The following is a 17,012-nucleotide window of genomic DNA, read 5'->3' as shown; positions in this document are numbered from 1 at the left end:
ACCGTGCTCGCAAACGCCGACGGCGCCCGTCCTCTCCCCCGAGGGAGGACGGGCGCCGTCGTGTTTCAAGAGTCATGGACGCGCCAATCTCGGACAAGGGACGCCAGGGGCCTGTGGCACGGAAGTGACCGTTCCGCCATGGTGTGATCGTTCCGCAACGGATGGGAGACTGGTCCGGCAGCCGGGGCGGGGCGCACAACGGGGCGCGCCGACCGTTCCGGATGCTCCCGTGCACGCCGTTAACAGGAACTGACATCCTGGCCCTGCGCATCCCAGTGGGTAGTCCGGTACACGGACTCCCGAGGTACACCGCAGGGGGTCAGGAGCGCGGGGCACATCAGGCACGTTCGGGGGGACAAGGGGGGAAGCACATGCCTCGTTGGAAGGCACTGCCGGAGGAGCTGGACCCGCAGGTCAGGGAGTTCACCAGTCAGCTGCGCCGACTGGTGGACCGCAGTGGGCTCGGCATCGCCGCGGTGGCGGACCGCACCGGGTACAGCAAGACGTCCTGGGAGCGGTATCTCAACGGGCGGCTGCTCGCGCCCAAGCGTGCGATTGTCGCGCTCGCCGAGGTGACCGGTACGAACCAGACGCATCTGACCACCATGTGGGAGCTCGCCGAGCGCGCCTGGAGCCGGGCCGAGATGCGTCACGACATGACGATGGAAGCGATACGGATATCCCAGGCGCGGGCCGCACTCGGGGAGTTCGGGCCTGCCCCGGCGGGCACCGCGAACGGCCGCGCGGGCGGCCGAACCGCCGCGCCCGCCGACCCGGAAAGCGGCCACCAACCGGGCGGCGGCAGTCGGGATCCGGGCAGTCGGGATCCGGGCAGCCGGGATCAGGAGCCGCAGAGTCCGTCGTATGTACCGACGCAGCACGGGCCGGGCGGACTCGGCGGGCCGGGCCATCCGGGCCCGCCGTCCGCGGCGGGGTCCATGCCCTCCGCCCCGTCCCCCGGCCGTGGAGGCGGCGGCAAGCGCAAGGTCACCATGTTCCTGGCCGGTCTCGTCGGCGCGCTGCTGGTGATCGCCGCGGCCGTCCTCCTGACCGACCTGGGCGGGGACGGCGAGGACAAGCCCGTGGCCAAGCCCCCCTCCATCGCCCCGACGACCAGCAGCCCGCCGCTGCCCGCCGGAGTGAAGTGCAGCGGCAAGGACTGCACCGGGCAGGACCCGGAAACGATGGGCTGCGGTGGCGAGTTCGCCAAGACCGTCTCGTCCGCGACCGTCGGCAAGGCCTTCGTCGAGGTCCGCTACAGCAAGACCTGCCAGGCGGCCTGGGCCCGTATCACCCGCGCGGCACCCGGCGACACGGTGCAGATCAGCGCGGGCGGCAAGGGCGCGCAGAACGGCCTGGTGAATGCCGACAAGGACGCGTACACCCCGATGACCGCGGTGACCGGGCCTGCCGACGCGAAGGCGTGCGCCACGCTCAAGACGGGCGTCAACGGCTGCACCACGCCGCAGTGATCCGTGCCACAAGGGGGCGTAGGTTGGCGGTGTCCGGGGTCGGATAGCCTGACCGCTGGATATCTCTTCATGTCGAGACACCGATCGATCATGGGAGTTGTCCAGCATCAGGGGCAGGGACCCCCACCGCCAGCTGTCTTACGGAGATCGCCATGACCCGCACTCCCGTCAACGTCACCGTGACCGGCGCGGCCGGCCAGATCGGCTACGCGCTGCTCTTCCGCATCGCCTCCGGCCACCTGCTCGGCGCGGATGTGCCGGTCAAGCTGCGTCTGCTCGAAATCCCGCAGGGCCTCAAGGCCGCCGAGGGCACCGCGATGGAGCTCGACGACTGCGCCTTCCCGCTGCTGCGCGGGATCGACATCACCGACGACCCGAACGTCGCCTTCGACGGCGCCAACGTGGCCCTGCTCGTCGGCGCCCGCCCGCGCACCAAGGGCATGGAGCGCGGTGACCTCCTCTCCGCCAACGGCGGCATCTTCAAGCCGCAGGGCAAGGCCATCAACGACAACGCCGCGGACGACATCAAGGTCCTCGTCGTCGGCAACCCGGCCAACACCAACGCGCTCATCGCACAGGCCGCGGCCCCGGACGTACCGGCCGACCGCTTCACCGCGATGACCCGCCTGGACCACAACCGCGCGATCTCGCAGCTCGCCGCCAGGACCGGCGCCGCCGTCTCCGACATCAAGCGCCTCACCATCTGGGGCAACCACTCGGCGACCCAGTACCCGGACATCTTCCACGCGTCGGTGGCCGGCAAGAACGCCGCCGAGGTCGTCAACGACGAGAAGTGGCTGGCCGAGGAGTTCATCCCGACCGTCGCCAAGCGCGGCGCCGCGATCATCGAGGCCCGCGGCGCGTCCTCGGCGGCCTCGGCCGCGAACGCCGCCATCGACCACGTCCACACCTGGGTCAACGGCACCGCGGCCGGCGACTGGACCTCGATGGGCATCCCGTCGGACGGCTCGTACGGCGTGCCGGAGGGCCTGATCTCGTCGTTCCCGGTCACCACGAAGGACGGCACGTACGAGATCGTCCAGGGCCTGGACATCAACGAGTTCTCGCGTGCGCGCATCGACGCGTCGGTGAAGGAACTGGAGGAGGAGCGCGCGGCGGTCCGCGAGCTCGGCCTCATCTGAGGCATTCGATCCTGACCGCCCCCGGCAGCCGACTGGCTGCCGGGGGCGTTCTGCTGGAACCAGCCGTATGACCGGCTGAGTCTGGGCTGTCATGCGCGTGATGATGATTCTTCCCGCCCTGACCGAAGCCACCAGCCCGCTGTTCCGTCCCATCAAGTACTCGCTGTTCCCCCCGCTGGGGCTCGCGACGCTCGCCGGGTATCTCGGCCCGGACGACGAGGTGACGCTGTACGACGAGCATGTGGAGCGGATCGACATCGAGTCGCTGCCCGAGCCCGATCTGTTGGTGGTGCAGCCGTACATCACCTCCGCACGGCGCAGCTACGAGATAGCCGACCACTTCCGGGCCCGGGGTGTGCATGTGGCCATGGGCGGCCTGCATGTGACGTCGCTGCCTGAGGAGGCCGCTCAGCACGCCGACACGATCTTCACCGGGCCGGGGGAGGACACCTGGCCGCTCTTCCTCAAGGAATTCCGGGACGGCATGCCCGGGCGGCGCTACGACTCCAAGCAGCGCACGCTCGCCGGACTTCCTCCCGTACGGCGGGACTTGATCAAGCGGCACCTCTATCTTGTCCCGAACTCGATCGTCGTCTCGCGCGGTTGCCCGCACCACTGCGACTTCTGCTACAAAGACGCCTTCTTCGAGGGCGGAAAGTCCTTCTACACGCAGGCCGTCGACGACGCTCTCGCCGAGATCGACCGCCTCCCCGGCCGTCACCTCTACTTCCTCGACGACCATCTGCTGGGCAACCGCCGTTTCGCCGAGGCCCTGTTCGACGGGATGGCGGGGACGGGACGGCTCTGGCAGGCGGCCGGAACGGTGAAGTCCGTGCTCCAGCCCGGCCTGCTGGAACGGGCCGTGGAGGCGGGGCTGCGCAGCCTGTTCGTGGGCTTCGAGACGGTCAACGGGGCGAACCTTGCCGAGCGCCGGAAGGACCAGAACATCGGCAAGGACTATTCCGCCGCCGTGCGTCGGCTGCACGACGCGGGCGTCATGGTGAACGCCAGCTTCGTCTTCGGCCTCGACCACGACGGCCCAGACGTCTTCGACCGTACGGTGGAATGGGCCGTCGAGCAGGGCATCGAGACGGCCACCTTCCACATCATGACGCCGTACCCGTCCACCGGCCTGTGGAAGCAGCTGGAGGCCGAGGACCGGATCGTGCACAGGGACTGGGACCTCTACGACACCCGTCATGTGGTCTACCGGCCCAAGGGAATGACGCCGCGTCAGCTGGAGGCCGGTTACTGGCGCGCCTACCGGGACTTCTACCGCTGGGGAAACATCTGGCGGGGCGCGGCGGCCCAGCCGGGCACCCATGAGCGGCTTCGGCATCTCGCGTACGCGGGCGGCTGGAAGAAGTTCGAGCCCGCGTGGGACGCGCTGATCCGCAGCCGTCGGGTGGTGCGCGCGATGCCGATGCTGGAGCGGACGCTCGCCGCCTTCGGCGGCAGGCAGCCGCAATGACGCAGTGGCGTCCACACCTCAGGGCTTCCCGATGTCCACCACCCACACCCCGGTTCCGTCGTATGCCTCGGGCGTGGCGCTGAGTACCTGTCCGTCGACGGTGTCGGAGACCGCCGCGTAGACGGCGTGCGCGTGGCGCCAGTCGATTCCGGAGGCGATGGCCTGTTCCACCGCTGCGGAGGCGGCGAAGTCCAGCGGGTCGAACTCGAGGCCGGGCAGCGCCCCGACGTGGGCCGCCGCGCCGGGCAGTTCCAGGCTCGCGGAGATCAGGCACAGAGCGGGAACGTGGGCCCGCTGGGTGGGGTCGTCCGTCTCGACCACTGCGAGACCGGAGAGCAAGCGGTGTCCCCGGCAAAGGGCGAGCACCGCCGTATGGTCGAGGATGATCACCTGCGGCTCCCGACACGGCCCGCCGCGATGTCCGCCCGCCACAGCTGGGCACGCCGTACATCGTCGTCGGTCAGAGCCGGGCAGAGGTGCGCACGCACGTAGGCCAGCCCTCGGGCAGTGCGCTCCGCGCGCTCGCTCTCGGTGGGGATCTCCCTGGCCAGGCGCTCCACCAGACCTCGCACGCTGGTGCCTCGCTCCTCGGCGAGTATGCGCAACCGGTCGCGGACTTCGTCGGTGATCTTGATCGTGGTGTCAGCCATGTGACGAGAATACATTTGAATACCGGGCCGTGGGGTTGATTTCCGTCGAGCACCGTGAGCGGCCCAGGCAAGGCCAGATGCGTGGCGTAGGCACTGGATAAGTGACACGCGACACTTTCGACCACCCATTGCGCATGCTTCCCACGCCCAGGGGCAGGCGCCCCGTCCGCCGGTCCACACCGGCGAGGAATGAATCGGGAACGGGAAGGCAAAACGCGACGTGTCGGCACAACAGACCATCCACGTGGGCGGAGAGTGGCGTGCAGCCGCCTCCGGCGCCGCGCGCGAGATACTCGACCCCGCTGACGCGACCGTGTTCGCCTCCGTCGCGGAGGGTGGGGTCGGGGACGCGGACGCCGCGGTCGCCGCCGCGCGTACCGCGTTCGACCAGGGCGAATGGCCCCGGACTCCGGTGGCCGAGCGGGCCGCCGTGCTCCGGCGCGTCGCGGACCTGCTGCAGCGGAACCGGGAGGCGCTCGGGCAGCTGGAGAGCCGGGACGCCGGGAAGACCGTCGAGGAAGGCCGCATCGACGTCGACTGCGTCAGCGACGCCTTCCGCTACTTCGCCGACCTCGTCATGAACGAGAGCGGCGGGAGAGTGGTGGATGCCGGTTCGCCGGACATTCACAGCTTCGTGGTGCATGAACCCGTCGGGGTCTGTGCCCTCATCACGCCGTGGAACTACCCACTCCTTCAAGCGAGTTGGAAGATTGCCCCGGCTCTGGCCGCGGGCAATACTTTTGTGATCAAGCCGAGCGAGATCACTCCGCTGACGACCGTCGAGCTGATCCAGCTGCTCGAGGAGGCGGGGCTGCCCGCCGGTGTCGCGAACATCGTGACCGGCCCGGGCGACACCGTCGGGGCCCGGCTCGCCGAGCATCCCGATGTGGACCTGGTGTCCTTCACCGGCGGGCTCGCCAGCGGTACGAAGGTGATGCGCGCCGCCGCCGACAGCGTCAAGAAGGTCGCCCTCGAACTCGGCGGCAAGAACCCCAACGTCGTCTTCGCGGATGCCTGCGAGAGCGACGACGGGTTCGACACCGCCGTTGACCAGGCCTTGAACGCCGCCTTCATCCACAGCGGGCAGGTCTGCTCAGCCGGGTCCCGGCTCATCATCGAGGAGCCCCTGCGCGAGCGCTTCGTCGGCGAGCTCGCCCGCCGTGCCGAGCGGATCCGCCTCGGACGCGGCACCGACGAGGGTGTCGAATGCGGTCCCCTCGTATCCGCGCAGCAGCTCGCCAGGACCGAGGACTACGTCGCCTCCGCCCTCGCCGAGGGCGCGGTGCTGCGCTCCGGTGGGCAGCGGCCCGACGGCGACGAGTACGCCGAGGGGTACTTCTACCGGCCCACCGTCCTCGACCAGTGCCACCGCGGCATGCGCGTCGTACGCGAAGAGATCTTCGGGCCCGTCCTGACCGTGGAGACCTTCCGCACCGAGGACGAGGCCGTCGCCCTCGCCAACGACACCGAGTACGGGCTCGCCGGCGCGGTGTGGACCGCCGACCAGGGGCGGGCGCGTCGCGTCGCCGGGCGGCTGCGGCACGGGACCGTCTGGATCAACGACTTCCACCCCTACCTCCCGCAGGCGGAGTGGGGCGGCTTCGGAAAGAGCGGAATCGGGCGAGAGCTCGGTCCCGCCGGTCTCGCCGAGTACCGCGAGGCCAAGCACGTCTACCAGAACCTCGCCCCGCGCCCCGTGCGCTGGTTCAAGGGCTGAGCCAGGGCTGAGTTGGAGAACGAACACATGACCACGTACGACTATGTCGTCGTCGGAGGCGGCACCGCCGGATCGGTGATCGCATCCCGGCTCACCGAGCACCCGGACGTCACCGTCGCCGTCATCGAGGGCGGCCCGAGCGATGTCGGTCGCGACGACGTCCTGACCCTGCGGCGCTGGATGGGGCTGCTCGGCGGCGAACTCGACTACGACTACCCCACCACCGAGCAGCCGCGCGGCAACTCCCACATCCGGCACAGCCGCGCCCGTGTGCTGGGCGGCTGCTCCTCGCACAACACCCTCATCGCCTTCCGGCCACTGCCGTCCGACTGGGACGAGTGGGCGGCGGCCGGGGCCGACGGCTGGCACGCGGCCGCCATGGACCCGTACTTCGACCGGTTGCGGAACAACATCGTCACGGTCGACGAGAAGGACCGTAACGCCATCGCCCGCGACTTCGTCGACGCCGCACACAGCGCGCTCTCCGTCCCGCGCGTCGAGGGCTTCAACCAGAAGCCGTTCCACGAGGGCGTCGGCTTCTTCGACCTCGCCTACCACCCGGAGAACAACAAGCGTTCCTCCGCCTCGGTCGCGTATCTGCACCCCTTCCTCGACCGCCCGAACCTCCACATCGCCCTGGAGACCTGGGCGTACAAGCTGGAGCTCGAGGGCACCCGGGCCACCGGCGTGCACGTGCGGACCAAGGACGGTGAGGAGCGGGTCGTCCGTGCCCGGCGCGAAGTGCTCGTCTGCGCGGGCGCGGTGGACACCCCGCGGCTGCTGCTGCACTCCGGCATCGGACCGCGCGCCGACCTGGAAGCTCTCGGCATTCCGGTCGTGCACGATCTGCCGGGCGTCGGCGAGAACCTGCTCGACCATCCGGAGTCGGTGATCGTCTGGGAGACGCACGGACCGCTCCCCGAGAACTCGGCGATGGACAGCGACGCGGGCTTGTTCCTGCGGCGCGATCCGGACGCGCAGGGGCCCGACCTGATGTTCCACTTCTATCAAGTCCCGTTCACCGACAACCCGGAGCGGCTCGGCTATGAGCGGCCCGCGCACGGGGTGTCGATGACGCCGAACATCCCGAAGCCGCGCAGCCGCGGCCGGTTGTATCTGACCAGCGCGGATCCGGATGTGAAGCCTGCGCTGGACTTCCGTTACTTCACGGACGAGGACGACTACGACGGCCGGACCCTCGTCGACGGGATCAAGCTCGCCCGCGAGATCGCCCGGGCCCAGCCGCTGGCGGGCTGGCTGAAGCGGGAGGTCTGCCCGGGGCCCGAGGTCACCTCCGACGAGGCGATCAGCGAGTACGCGCGCAAGGTCGCGCACACCGTCTACCACCCGGCCGGCACCTGCCGGATGGGCTCTACGACCGATGAACACGCGGTAGTGGAACCGGACTTGACGATCCGGGGACTCGACGGCATCCGTATCGCCGACGCGTCCGTCTTCCCGACCATGCCCGCCGTGAACCCGATGATCGGGGTCCTGATGGTGGGAGAGAAATGCGCCGAGCTGCTTGCGGCGGCGTCCGACGAGAGGGGTGAACTCCGATGAAGTCCGAAGCAGTGGACAAGACCGCGAACGTGACCGTGAACGAGACGGTGGACGAGGCGGTCGACGTGGACGTGACCACGAAGGCCGGCGACGGCAGTGCGCCGCCCGTCTTCTCCGTACGCGACCTGTGGAAGGTCTTCGGGCCGAAGGCGGGGCGCATCCCCGGCGACGCCGAACTCGGCGCGCTCAGCCCGGCCGAGCTTCGTGCCCGTACCGGCTGCACCGCCGCCGTGCGCGACGTCTCCTTCGATGTGCACAAGGGCGAGGTCTTCGTCGTCATGGGCCTCTCCGGCTCCGGCAAGTCGACCCTCGTACGCTGTCTGACCCGGCTGATCGAGCCGACGTCCGGCGCGATCGCCATCGACGGCGAGGACGTGCTCTCCATGGACACGGCCCGGCTGCGCGAACTGCGCCGCCGCCGCGCGTCCATGGTCTTCCAGCACTTCGGGCTGCTGCCGCACCGCTCGGTGCTCGACAACGTCGCCTACGGCCTGGAGATCCAGGGCCTCGGCAAGGCCGCGCGCCGGGCCAAAGCGGCCGAGGTCGTCGCCAAGGTCGGGCTCGAAGGACTGGAGCACCGCAGGCCGGGCCAGCTGTCCGGCGGTCAGCAGCAGCGTGTCGGGCTCGCCCGTGCGCTCGCGGTCGACCCCGAAGTGCTGCTCTTCGACGAGCCGTTCAGCGCGCTCGACCCGCTGATCCGGCGCGACATGCAGGAGGAGGTCATCCGGCTGCACCGCGAGGAGGGCCGGACGATGATCTTCATCACGCACGATCTGAGCGAGGCGCTGAAGCTGGGCGACCGTATCGCTCTGATGCGGGACGGGCGGATCGTGCAGCTGGGCACGCCGGAGGAGATCGTCGGCTCGCCCGCCGACGACTACGTACGGGACTTCGTCCGCGATGTGCCGCGCGAGCAGGTGATGACCGTGCGCACCGCGATGCGCCCGGCGAACGGCGACGAGGCGGATTCGGGGCCGGCGATCGCTCCCGACGCGACGGTCTTCGAGGCGATCGAAGCGGTGGCCCGCACCGGGTCCCCGGCCCGGGTCATGGAGGCGGGCCGCTGCGTGGGTGTGGTGGACCACGCGGGTCTGCTGAACGTGGTGGCGGGCCTGGACCGCGGCGCGCATACCGACAAGGCGGTGGTCGCATGACGGCCGTCGCCACCGCCCCCACCAGGCAAACGCCTGCACTGCGCGCCCTGCTGAAGAACCGCGTCCAGCGCAAGCTGCTGGCGCTGTGCGTTGCCGCGCTGGTGCTCGTACCCGTCGGCATCGCCCTGTGGGGCAGCGGCAGTTGGCCCGCCGGGCTGACCGTCGACGTCTCGGGTCCCCTCGACGACGCCAACAAGTGGGTCATCGACAACCGTGACACCCACCCCCTCTTCCTCTACTTCCTGCTCCACTTCTCCAACACCGCCACCGACGCGGTCGACGCCGTCTACGGCTTCCTGGACTCCATGGGCTGGCTGGGCGTCCTGGTCGCCGGGGTGCTGTTCGCCTGGCGGGCCGCCGGGCTCGGGCGGCGCGGGATCAAGGTGGCGGCCACCGCGTTCGGGGCGTTCGGCGCCTGCGGGCTGCTCGGCATGTGGGACGCCACGCTGATCACCATCGCGCTGATGGTGGTCTCCGTGGCGGTCGCCGCCCTGCTGGGCGTGCTGATCGGGCTCGCGGCCGGGCTGTCCGGGCGCGTCGACCGGGCGCTGCGGCCGGTTCTCGACACCATGCAGGTGCTGCCCGCGTTCGCGTATCTGCTGCCGTTCGTGCTGGTCTTCGGCACCGGCACGCCCGCCGCGCTGTTCTGCACGGTCATCTACGCCGCCCCGCCCATGGCCCGCCTCACGGCGCTCGGGCTGCGCGGCGCCGATCCGGCCGTGCTGGAGGCCTCCGCGTCGCTCGGCGCGAGCGGCTGGCAGCGGCTGCGGACCGCGCGGCTCCCGCTCGCCCGCAAGCAGATGCTTCTGGGCCTCAACCAGACGATCATGATGGCGCTCTCGATGGTCGTCATCGCGGCGCTCGTCGGGGCCGGCGGCCTGGGCGAAGCGGTGTACTCGGCGCTGTCCACGGTCGACGTCGGCAAGGCGCTCGCCGCGGGCATCCCGATCGTGCTGATCGCGATCTGGCTGGACCGTACGACGGCGGCCGCGGGCGACCGTCTTGGCGAGAGCGCTCCCGGCGGCGGGCTGCTGCACGGCCGCTCGGCCTGGGCCCTGGTGCTCGGGGGTGTCGTGGCCGCCGCGCTGGGCGGCCTCGCCATCGGCAGGGCATGGCCGGAGGGCTGGACGTACGACATCTCATCGCCCGTCAACAAGGCGCAGGAGTGGATCACCGAGAACCTCACGTTCACCGAGGTCTGGTCGCGCGAGTTCACCCTCTGGATCCTCAACCCCCTGCGCGACGGCCTGGTCTGGCTCCCCTGGTGGTCGCTCCTGCTGCTGGTCGCGGCCGTCGCCTGGCTGGTCGGCACCTGGGCGACCGCGTTCACCGCCACGCTGTCGATGGGCGCGATCGGCGTCCTCGGGGTGTGGGGAAAGTCCCTGGACACGCTCTCGCAGGTGCTCGCGGCGCTCGTGCTCACGCTGGCGCTCGGTGTGCTCGCGGGCATCTTCTGTGCGCGGGCCGGGCGGCTCGAACGCTGGCTGCGGCCCGTACTCGACGCGATGCAGACGATGCCGCAGTTCGTGTATCTCATCCCGGTGGTCGCGCTGTTCGGTGTCACCCGCGCCTCGGCGATCATCGCGGCCGTCGTGTACGCGCTGCCCGCCGTCGTGCGCATCACGACCCAGGGACTGCGCGAGGTCGACCCTGCCGCGCTGGAGGCCTCCCGCTCGCTGGGTGCCTCGACCCGCCAGCAACTCCTCCAGGTCCAGCTGCCCCTGGCCCGCCCGGCACTGCAACTGGCCGTCAACCAGGGCGTCGTGCTGGTGCTGGCCGTGGTCGTCGTCGGCGGCCTGGTCGGCGGCGGAGCCCTCGGCTACGACGTCGTCAAGGGCCTGTCCCGCGGCGAGATGGGCATCGGCATGACCGCCGGAGTCGCGATCGTCTGCCTGGGTCTCGTACTGGACCGGATCACGCAGCCAGCCGCCCGCAAGACCGACTGAACCCCTTCCCTCAGTAACAGGAGCAAGAGAAGCACCATGCGCATTCTTCGTACCACCACTGCTGTCATCGGCGCCCTCGGCGTCCTCACCCTCAGCGCGTGCGGCGCCGCGGAGACCGGAAAGAAGGACACGGTCGGCGGCGACAAGACCGTGAAGCTGACCGTCCCCTCCTGGGTCGGCGCCCAGGCCAACACCGCCGTCGCCGCGTACATCCTCAAGAAGGAGCTGGGCTACCACGTCAAGACCCAGCAGATGGGCGAGGTTCTCGCCTGGGACGCGCTCTCCAAGGGCGACATAGACGCGATCATGGAGGACTGGGGTCACCCCAAGGAGGAGAAGCAGTACCTGACGACGAAGAAGACCGTCGTCAAGGGCGGCGACCTCGGCGTGACCGGGCACATCGGCTGGTTCGTGCCGAAGTACTTCGCGGACAAGCACCCCGACGTCACGGACTACAAGAACCTCAACAAGTACGCCAAGGACTTCAAGACCGGTGAGAGCGGTGACAAGGGCGAGATCCTGGAGGGCTCCCCGGACTACGTCACCAATGACGACGCGCTCATCAAGAACCTGAAGCTGGACCTGAAGACCAACTACTCGGGTTCCGAGGCCGCGCAGATCACCGCGATCAAGAAGTACGCGAAGGCGCAGAAGCCCTTCCTGACGTACTGGTGGACCCCGCAGTGGCTGAACGCGCAGGTCGACATGGTCGAGGTCAAGCTGCCGGAGTACAAGACGGGCTGTGACGCGGACCCGAAGAAGATCGCGTGCGCGTACCCGAACACCCCGCTGCAGAAGTACCTCAACGCGGACTTCGCCAAGAACGGCGGCGAGGCGGCTCAGTTCCTGAAGAACTTCAAGTGGACGACCGAGCAGCAGAACGAGGTCGCCCTGATGATCGCGGGCGAGAAGATGTCGCCGGAGGCCGCGGCCGAGAAGTGGGTCAAGGAGAACGAGGCGACGTGGAAGGCGTGGCTCCCGAAGAAGTGACCCGAGCTCTGAGTCTGCTCAACTCGCTTGAGTGAACGGGGTTCGCGGATGAAGATCCATGCATGTTCTTTGGATCCGGCAAGCGCGAACTGTCCGTACTCGTTGTGCGTGACGCGGACGGCATTCTCGATGCCGTCCGCGCCGCGCTGTCCACGGCCACCCCGGAGGAACGCCCCGGCCTGGAGCGCGCCGCCGCGATCATCGCCGAGGCGGCGGAAGCCTCCGCCGCCGAACTGCGCGGCCGGTGGGTGCGCCAGCAGCTCGACGCGGCGGGCATCAAGGGCCCGGCCGACTCGATCCCCGCGATCAAGGCCCTGCGCCAGGCGCAGCCGGGATTGAGCCTGCTGGCGGCGGTGGAGCTCGCGAGGGAGGCGGAGGCGGGGTAACCGGGGCCTCGCCCCGGACCCCCGTATGCGACCTTCGGTCGCATGTCCCCAATCGCCGGACGGGCTGAACTTCACCCCCGGCGCCCCACAACCGGCGCTGCTAGTCCGCGCGGCCCCCGCGCAGCTCCTCCGCCAGCTTCCGCGCCGCCACCATCGCCTGCCTCTGCAGATACGGCCCGAACGTCACCCGTGTCGCCCCCAACCGCCCCAGTTCCGCGATCCCCGGGCTGCCCGGCAGCGGCGCGACGTTGATCGGGACGTCGATCTCCTTGCGCAGCAGGGGAAGTTGCTCCGGCGGCGCCGCGAAGGGGTAGACGCAGTCCGCCCCCGCCGCCGCGTACAGCCGCGCCCGCCCGATCGCCTCCGCCGGGTCGCTCACACCGCGCAGGAACGAGTCGACCCGGGCGTTGACGAACAGGCGGTCGCCCGCAGCCGCGCGGACCTCGGCGAGCCAGTCGGCGTGGCGCCGGGGGTCCTTGAGCGTCTTGGTCCGGGAGTCGGAGTCCTCCAGGTTGCAGCCGACGGCGCCGGAGTCGAGGATCCTGGCGACCAGCTCCTTCGGGGACAGGCCGTAGCCGTCCTCGATGTCCACGGAGACGGGGATGTTCACCACGCGGGTGATACGGGCGACGGCCGCGAACATCTCGTCGGCCGGGGTCTGCCCGTCCTCGTAACCGAGGGACGCCGCGACTCCCGCGCTCGGTGTCGCGAGCGCCGGGAAGCCCGCCTCCGCGAAGGCGAGCGCGCTGGCCGCGTCCCACGGTCCCGGCAGGACGAGGGGATCGCCGGGCGCGCGGTCGTGGTGGAGGGAACGGAAGGTTTCAACGGTCATTTCGGATACCCCGGTCTGGTCGTCGCTCGTACGCGGATCAGTGCTTGAACTGGCCGGGCGTGTAGTGCCCGGGGACCATGCGCGTGCTCACGGCGAAGCGGTTCCATGCGTTGATGACGGTGATCGCCGAGATCAGCTGCGCGAGTTCCGCCTCGTCGAAGTGCTTGGCTGCCCTCTCGTACACCTCGTCCGGCACGAAGCCGTCGGTCAGCACGGTGACGGCCTCCGTCAGCTCGATCGCGGCGATCTCCTTCTCGGTGTAGAAGTGCCGCGACTCCTCCCACGCGCTGAGCTGGATGATCCGCTCCACCGACTCGCCCGCCGCGAACGCGTCCTTGGTGTGCATGTCCAGGCAGAACGCGCAGTGGTTGATCTGCGAGGCGCGGATCTTGACCAGTTCGAGAAGGACCGGGTCGAGGCCCTGCCGGGCGGCCGCGTCCAGCTTGACCATGGCCTTGTAGACCTCGGGGGCGAGCTTTGCCCAGGGCAGGCGGGGGGTGTGCTCGGGGGCGTGGGACTGGTTCTCGTTCGGCGTCATGCGCACGAATCTAGTGCGCCTGTGGCGCAGGAGTATGGTCCATCTTCATGACGGATTCCTGGGCCACTTTCGGCGCCGACCTGCATCTCGAACTGCGTGGTTCCGGGCTGCGCGCGGGACTCATGGACGCCTTGCGGGAGGCCGTGCGCACGGGACGGCTGACCCCCGGGACACGGCTGCCGTCCTCACGTTCGCTCGCCGCCGACCTGGGGATCGCCCGCAATACGGTCGCCGACGCGTACGCCGAGCTCGTCGCCGAGGGATGGCTCACCGCGCAGCAGGGCTCGGGCACGCGGGTCGCCCGGCGGGCAGCGCCGAGGAAGCCGGCGGCGGGGGCGGTACGGACCCGGCCGGCCCGCGGCGGACCGCAGTACAGCCTGATGGCCGGCAGCCCAGACCTCGCCTCATTCCCCCGCGCCGAATGGCTGAAGGCGGCCCGCCGCGCCTTGACCGCGGCGCCGCACGACGCCTTCGGATACGGGGACGCACGCGGGCGCATCGAGCTGCGGACCGTACTGGCCGACTATCTGGCGCGGGCGCGCGGCGTGTACGCGGCCCCCGAGCGGATCGTCATCTGCTCCGGCTTCGTCCACGGGCTGATGCTGATGGGCAAGGTCCTCAGGCGGCGGCGGGTGCGCGAGGTGGCCGTCGAGTCGTACGGACTCGACGTGCACTGGAATCTGCTGACCGAGGCGGGGCTGCGCACGTCCGCGCTCCCGTACGACGAACTGGGCACCCGCACGGATGAGTTGGGCGCCCTGCACGGAGCCGGTGCGGTGCTGCTGACACCGGCGCACCAGTTCCCAATGGGCGTCGCACTGCACCCCGACCGGCGCGCGGCGGCGGTCGACTGGGCGCGCGGGACGGGCGGGCTGATCCTGGAGGACGACTACGACGGGGAGTTCCGCTACGACCGCCAGCCGGTGGGCGCGCTCCAAGGGCTCGACCCCGACCGCGTGGTCTACATGGGGACGGCGAGCAAATCACTCGCCCCGGGGCTGCGGCTCGCCTGGATGGTGCTGCCCGAGGAACTGGTGGGGGACGTGCTGGGGGTGAAGGGCTCCGTCGACTGGGTGTCCAGCGCGCTGGACCAGCTGACGCTCGCGGACTTCATCGCGTCCGGCGCGTACGACCGTCATGTACGGGGGATGCGGCTGCGCTACCGCAGACGGCGCGACCAACTCGTCGCCGCACTGGCGGAGAGGGCGCCGCACATCCGGGTCAGCGGGATCGCGGCGGGGCTCCACGCGGTACTCGAACTCCCGCCGGGCACCGAACACTCGGTGATCCAGGCGGCGGCATGGCAGAACCTGGCGGTGGAGGGCGTCTCGCGCTTCCGCCACGAGGACGCGCCGCGGGGGCGGGACGCGCTGGTGGTGGGGTACGGCACGCCGCCGGACAGCGCGTGGGCGGGCACGCTGGACGCGCTGTGCCGCGCGCTGCCGTGACGGTGCCCGCCGGGGCTCCGCCCCGAACCCCGAGCGCCTGCGGCGGGCTTTCACCCCACCCCGCCCCTTCCCGAACTGTGGGCAAGCCCCCAGACCCCCGTATGCGACCTTCGGCCGCATGTCCTCAAACGCCGGACGGGCTGAATGTGCGGCCCAGCCGCACATTTCAGCCCCTCCGGCGCTTGAGGAGCGGGGGTCCGGGGGCAGCGCCCCGGTTACGGGAAGGGGCGGGGTGGGGAACAAGCCCGCCGCAGGCGGAGCCGGCTCACGCCCCCCGCGCCACCGGCTCCTCCACCCGCTCCGGCGCCGGAGGCTCACCGAAGCGCGCCAGCGCCAGCGCGCCCGCCACCGCCACCGCGAACCCCGTGATTCCCAGCCACGCCAGCCCCTCCCGGGTCCGGTCGCCCAGCCACACCACCCCCACCAGCGCCGGGCCGATCGTCTCGCCGAGCACCATGCCCGCCGTGGCGGTTGTCACCGAGCCGCGCTGCAGCGCCGAGGTGAGCAGCAGAAACGCCGCGCCGCCGCCCAGCAGCAGCGCGTACAGCGCCGGATTGGCCAGTACGCCCGGCAGCGCGAGCGAGTCGATCAGGCGGACCGAGACCTCGACCACGCCGAAGCCGAAGCCCGCGCCGAGGCCGAGTGTCAGGGCGCGCGACTTGTCGGGCAGGCGGCCCGCCGCCGCGCCGAGGAGGAGCACGGCGAGCGCGACGCCGAGCATCGACCAGCGCAGCGCGTCCGTTCCGGCGCGGTCGCCCTCTTCGCCGGAGGCGAGGCCCAGCATCGCCAGTCCGGCGCAGACCACCGCCACCGCCGCCCATTCGATCCCGCTGAGGCGGACGTGGAGCAGCCAGCCTGCGACGACGGCGGTGACCGCGAGGCTGGCCGCGAGCGCCGCGCCGACCGCGTAGATGGGGATGGAGAGCAGGGCGACGATCTGGAGGACGAAGCCCACTCCGTCCAGGCCGAGTCCGGCGACGTAGCGCCACTGGCGCAGCGAGCGCAGCAGCAGCCCGGGGTCGACCCCCGAGCCGGTGCCCGGCTCCGCGGCGCGGGCGGCCATGGCCTGGAGGACGGAGGCCGTGCCGTAGCAGACCGCTGAACCGAGCGCGCAGATCATCCCGAAGAGCACAAAGCGACTGTAGAGGTACCTCGTGTCCCGACGCAGTCGGAAGGGGCCCGCGGTCGGATTCCCGTGACGGGATGTCAGGGGTCCCGCCGCGGGATCCCGGCAAGGATGTCGTCGATACGTCCGTTGCTGCGCTCGTATCCTTCGCCGCCATCTTCGAGCAGCATGATGTGGCGAATTTGCTCAGTGCTCAGTCCGCGATCGTGGAGTGCGATCACCTGTTCGCGCCAGGCGACGGCTGCCGTCGCGCCGTCGATGTTGTAGTGAGCGGTTACGGCTCTGTCGGCGATCTCCTGAGCTTGGGACAGGGCCAGGTCGGCTCGGCGCATTGAGGCTGTGGCTATGAGGATGGCCGCGATGTTTCCGATGACGCCGGTGATGGCGGATGTCGCCGCCCAGAGAGTCTCGTCCATGCAGCGCCCCCGCCTTGTTTGCCTACCGAAGCTGGATTTTCGTGCGGGAGCGCTGTTCGGAACAGTTCGATTTTCAGTCAGTCTGCGGGCCAGTAGTGACCGAAATGGATGGCTCCGGCACGGCGCGGCGACGCAGGAACCCAGCCGAAGCCGCACCCGAT

Annotated in this window: 16 protein-coding genes; 10 read left to right on the top strand and 6 right to left on the bottom strand. The window is 70.3% G+C overall.

Annotated features, from left to right (window positions below):
* Positions 1 to 371: 371 nt before the first annotated feature.
* The 3 genes from OG905_RS16365 (at position 372) to OG905_RS16355 (ending at position 4,085) form a co-directional block, all read left to right on the top strand.
* Positions 372 to 1,472, top strand: coding sequence for an XRE family transcriptional regulator (locus tag OG905_RS16365; protein ID WP_328670312.1), 1,101 nt, complete (start codon positions 372 to 374; stop codon positions 1,470 to 1,472).
* A gap of 152 nt (positions 1,473 to 1,624) precedes the next feature.
* Positions 1,625 to 2,614, top strand: coding sequence for a malate dehydrogenase (locus OG905_RS16360; RefSeq protein WP_328670311.1), 990 nt, complete (start codon positions 1,625 to 1,627; stop codon positions 2,612 to 2,614).
* Positions 2,615 to 2,714: 100 nt separating this feature from the next.
* Positions 2,715 to 4,085 (top strand): B12-binding domain-containing radical SAM protein, encoded by a 1,371-nt coding sequence (locus tag OG905_RS16355; protein WP_328670310.1) that lies wholly within the window; start codon positions 2,715 to 2,717, stop codon positions 4,083 to 4,085.
* A gap of 18 nt (positions 4,086 to 4,103) precedes the next feature.
* On the opposite strand, the gene OG905_RS16350 is transcribed toward OG905_RS16355, so the two are convergent.
* Both OG905_RS16350 and OG905_RS16345 read right to left on the bottom strand, forming a co-directional pair.
* A complete protein-coding gene (locus OG905_RS16350) occupies positions 4,104 to 4,475 on the bottom strand; it encodes a hypothetical protein (protein ID WP_328670309.1) in 372 nt (123 codons plus the stop codon).
* Positions 4,472 to 4,735, bottom strand: coding sequence for a hypothetical protein (locus OG905_RS16345; protein WP_328670308.1), 264 nt, complete (start codon positions 4,733 to 4,735; stop codon positions 4,472 to 4,474). Before OG905_RS16345 ends, OG905_RS16350 begins: the two co-directional genes overlap by 4 nt.
* Before the next feature lie 220 nt (positions 4,736 to 4,955).
* Between OG905_RS16345 and OG905_RS16340 the strand changes: the two genes are divergently transcribed.
* From OG905_RS16340 to OG905_RS16315, 6 genes are all read left to right on the top strand, one after another.
* Complete coding sequence (locus OG905_RS16340) at positions 4,956 to 6,452, top strand: aldehyde dehydrogenase family protein (protein WP_328670307.1); 1,497 nt, start codon at positions 4,956 to 4,958, stop codon at positions 6,450 to 6,452.
* Positions 6,453 to 6,479: 27 nt separating this feature from the next.
* Complete coding sequence (locus tag OG905_RS16335; RefSeq protein WP_328670306.1) at positions 6,480 to 8,015, top strand: GMC family oxidoreductase; 1,536 nt, start codon at positions 6,480 to 6,482, stop codon at positions 8,013 to 8,015.
* Positions 8,012 to 9,169, top strand: coding sequence for a quaternary amine ABC transporter ATP-binding protein (locus OG905_RS16330; RefSeq protein WP_328670305.1), 1,158 nt, complete (start codon positions 8,012 to 8,014; stop codon positions 9,167 to 9,169). Before OG905_RS16335 ends, OG905_RS16330 begins: the two co-directional genes overlap by 4 nt.
* Complete coding sequence (locus OG905_RS16325; protein WP_328670304.1) at positions 9,166 to 11,115, top strand: ABC transporter permease subunit; 1,950 nt, start codon at positions 9,166 to 9,168, stop codon at positions 11,113 to 11,115. The genes OG905_RS16330 and OG905_RS16325 overlap by 4 nt, the downstream gene beginning before the upstream one ends.
* Before the next feature lie 36 nt (positions 11,116 to 11,151).
* The gene (locus tag OG905_RS16320; protein ID WP_328670303.1) at positions 11,152 to 12,105 is read left to right on the top strand and encodes an ABC transporter substrate-binding protein; all 954 of its coding nucleotides are present in this window, start codon (positions 11,152 to 11,154) and stop codon (positions 12,103 to 12,105) included.
* Between the two features lie 62 nt (positions 12,106 to 12,167).
* Positions 12,168 to 12,491 (top strand): hypothetical protein, encoded by a 324-nt coding sequence (locus OG905_RS16315; RefSeq protein ID WP_328670302.1) that lies wholly within the window; start codon positions 12,168 to 12,170, stop codon positions 12,489 to 12,491.
* Between the two features lie 100 nt (positions 12,492 to 12,591).
* Here OG905_RS16315 and OG905_RS16310 read toward each other — a convergent pair whose 3' ends face one another.
* Complete coding sequence (locus OG905_RS16310) at positions 12,592 to 13,323, bottom strand: isocitrate lyase/PEP mutase family protein (protein WP_328670301.1); 732 nt, start codon at positions 13,321 to 13,323, stop codon at positions 12,592 to 12,594.
* A gap of 37 nt (positions 13,324 to 13,360) precedes the next feature.
* A complete protein-coding gene (locus OG905_RS16305) occupies positions 13,361 to 13,861 on the bottom strand; it encodes a carboxymuconolactone decarboxylase family protein (protein WP_328670300.1) in 501 nt (166 codons plus the stop codon).
* 47 nt (positions 13,862 to 13,908) lie between these two features.
* Between OG905_RS16305 and pdxR the strand changes: the two genes are divergently transcribed.
* Complete coding sequence (gene pdxR / locus OG905_RS16300; protein ID WP_328670299.1) at positions 13,909 to 15,309, top strand: MocR-like pyridoxine biosynthesis transcription factor PdxR; 1,401 nt, start codon at positions 13,909 to 13,911, stop codon at positions 15,307 to 15,309.
* Between the two features lie 265 nt (positions 15,310 to 15,574).
* Here the strand turns inward: pdxR and OG905_RS16295 are convergent, their stop codons facing one another.
* Together OG905_RS16295 and OG905_RS16290 are read right to left on the bottom strand one after the other, a co-directional pair.
* Entirely contained in the window at positions 15,575 to 16,429 is an 855-nt protein-coding gene (locus OG905_RS16295; RefSeq protein WP_328682392.1) for a hypothetical protein, read from the bottom strand.
* Positions 16,430 to 16,515: 86 nt separating this feature from the next.
* Positions 16,516 to 16,851 (bottom strand): hypothetical protein, encoded by a 336-nt coding sequence (locus OG905_RS16290; protein WP_328670298.1) that lies wholly within the window; start codon positions 16,849 to 16,851, stop codon positions 16,516 to 16,518.
* Positions 16,852 to 17,012: the final 161 nt, after the last annotated feature.

Origin of the sequence: Streptomyces sp. NBC_00322 (assembly GCF_036147535.1) — a bacterium.
GTDB lineage: Bacteria > Actinomycetota > Actinomycetes > Streptomycetales > Streptomycetaceae > Streptomyces.
This window is presented reverse-complemented; position numbering and strand designations above follow the sequence as displayed.

Excerpts from the sequence above, each read along its gene's own strand:
- OG905_RS16360 (WP_328670311.1), top strand. The coding sequence starts at position 1,625 with ATGACCCGCACTCCCGTCAACGTCACCGTGACCGGCGCGGCCGGCCAG.
- OG905_RS16320 (WP_328670303.1), top strand. The coding sequence starts at position 11,152 with ATGCGCATTCTTCGTACCACCACTGCTGTCATCGGCGCCCTCGGCGTC.
- OG905_RS16315 (WP_328670302.1), top strand. The coding sequence starts at position 12,168 with ATGTTCTTTGGATCCGGCAAGCGCGAACTGTCCGTACTCGTTGTGCGT.
- OG905_RS16310 (WP_328670301.1), bottom strand. The coding sequence starts at position 13,323 with ATGACCGTTGAAACCTTCCGTTCCCTCCACCACGACCGCGCGCCCGGC.
- OG905_RS16355 (WP_328670310.1), top strand. The coding sequence starts at position 2,715 with ATGATGATTCTTCCCGCCCTGACCGAAGCCACCAGCCCGCTGTTCCGT.
- pdxR (WP_328670299.1), top strand. The coding sequence starts at position 13,909 with ATGACGGATTCCTGGGCCACTTTCGGCGCCGACCTGCATCTCGAACTG.
- OG905_RS16325 (WP_328670304.1), top strand. The coding sequence starts at position 9,166 with ATGACGGCCGTCGCCACCGCCCCCACCAGGCAAACGCCTGCACTGCGC.
- OG905_RS16305 (WP_328670300.1), bottom strand. The coding sequence starts at position 13,861 with ATGACGCCGAACGAGAACCAGTCCCACGCCCCCGAGCACACCCCCCGC.
- OG905_RS16290 (WP_328670298.1), bottom strand. The coding sequence starts at position 16,851 with ATGGACGAGACTCTCTGGGCGGCGACATCCGCCATCACCGGCGTCATC.
- OG905_RS16330 (WP_328670305.1), top strand. The coding sequence starts at position 8,012 with ATGAAGTCCGAAGCAGTGGACAAGACCGCGAACGTGACCGTGAACGAG.
- OG905_RS16345 (WP_328670308.1), bottom strand. The coding sequence starts at position 4,735 with ATGGCTGACACCACGATCAAGATCACCGACGAAGTCCGCGACCGGTTG.
- OG905_RS16365 (WP_328670312.1), top strand. The coding sequence starts at position 372 with ATGCCTCGTTGGAAGGCACTGCCGGAGGAGCTGGACCCGCAGGTCAGG.
- OG905_RS16335 (WP_328670306.1), top strand. The coding sequence starts at position 6,480 with ATGACCACGTACGACTATGTCGTCGTCGGAGGCGGCACCGCCGGATCG.
- OG905_RS16295 (WP_328682392.1), bottom strand. The coding sequence starts at position 16,429 with ATGATCTGCGCGCTCGGTTCAGCGGTCTGCTACGGCACGGCCTCCGTC.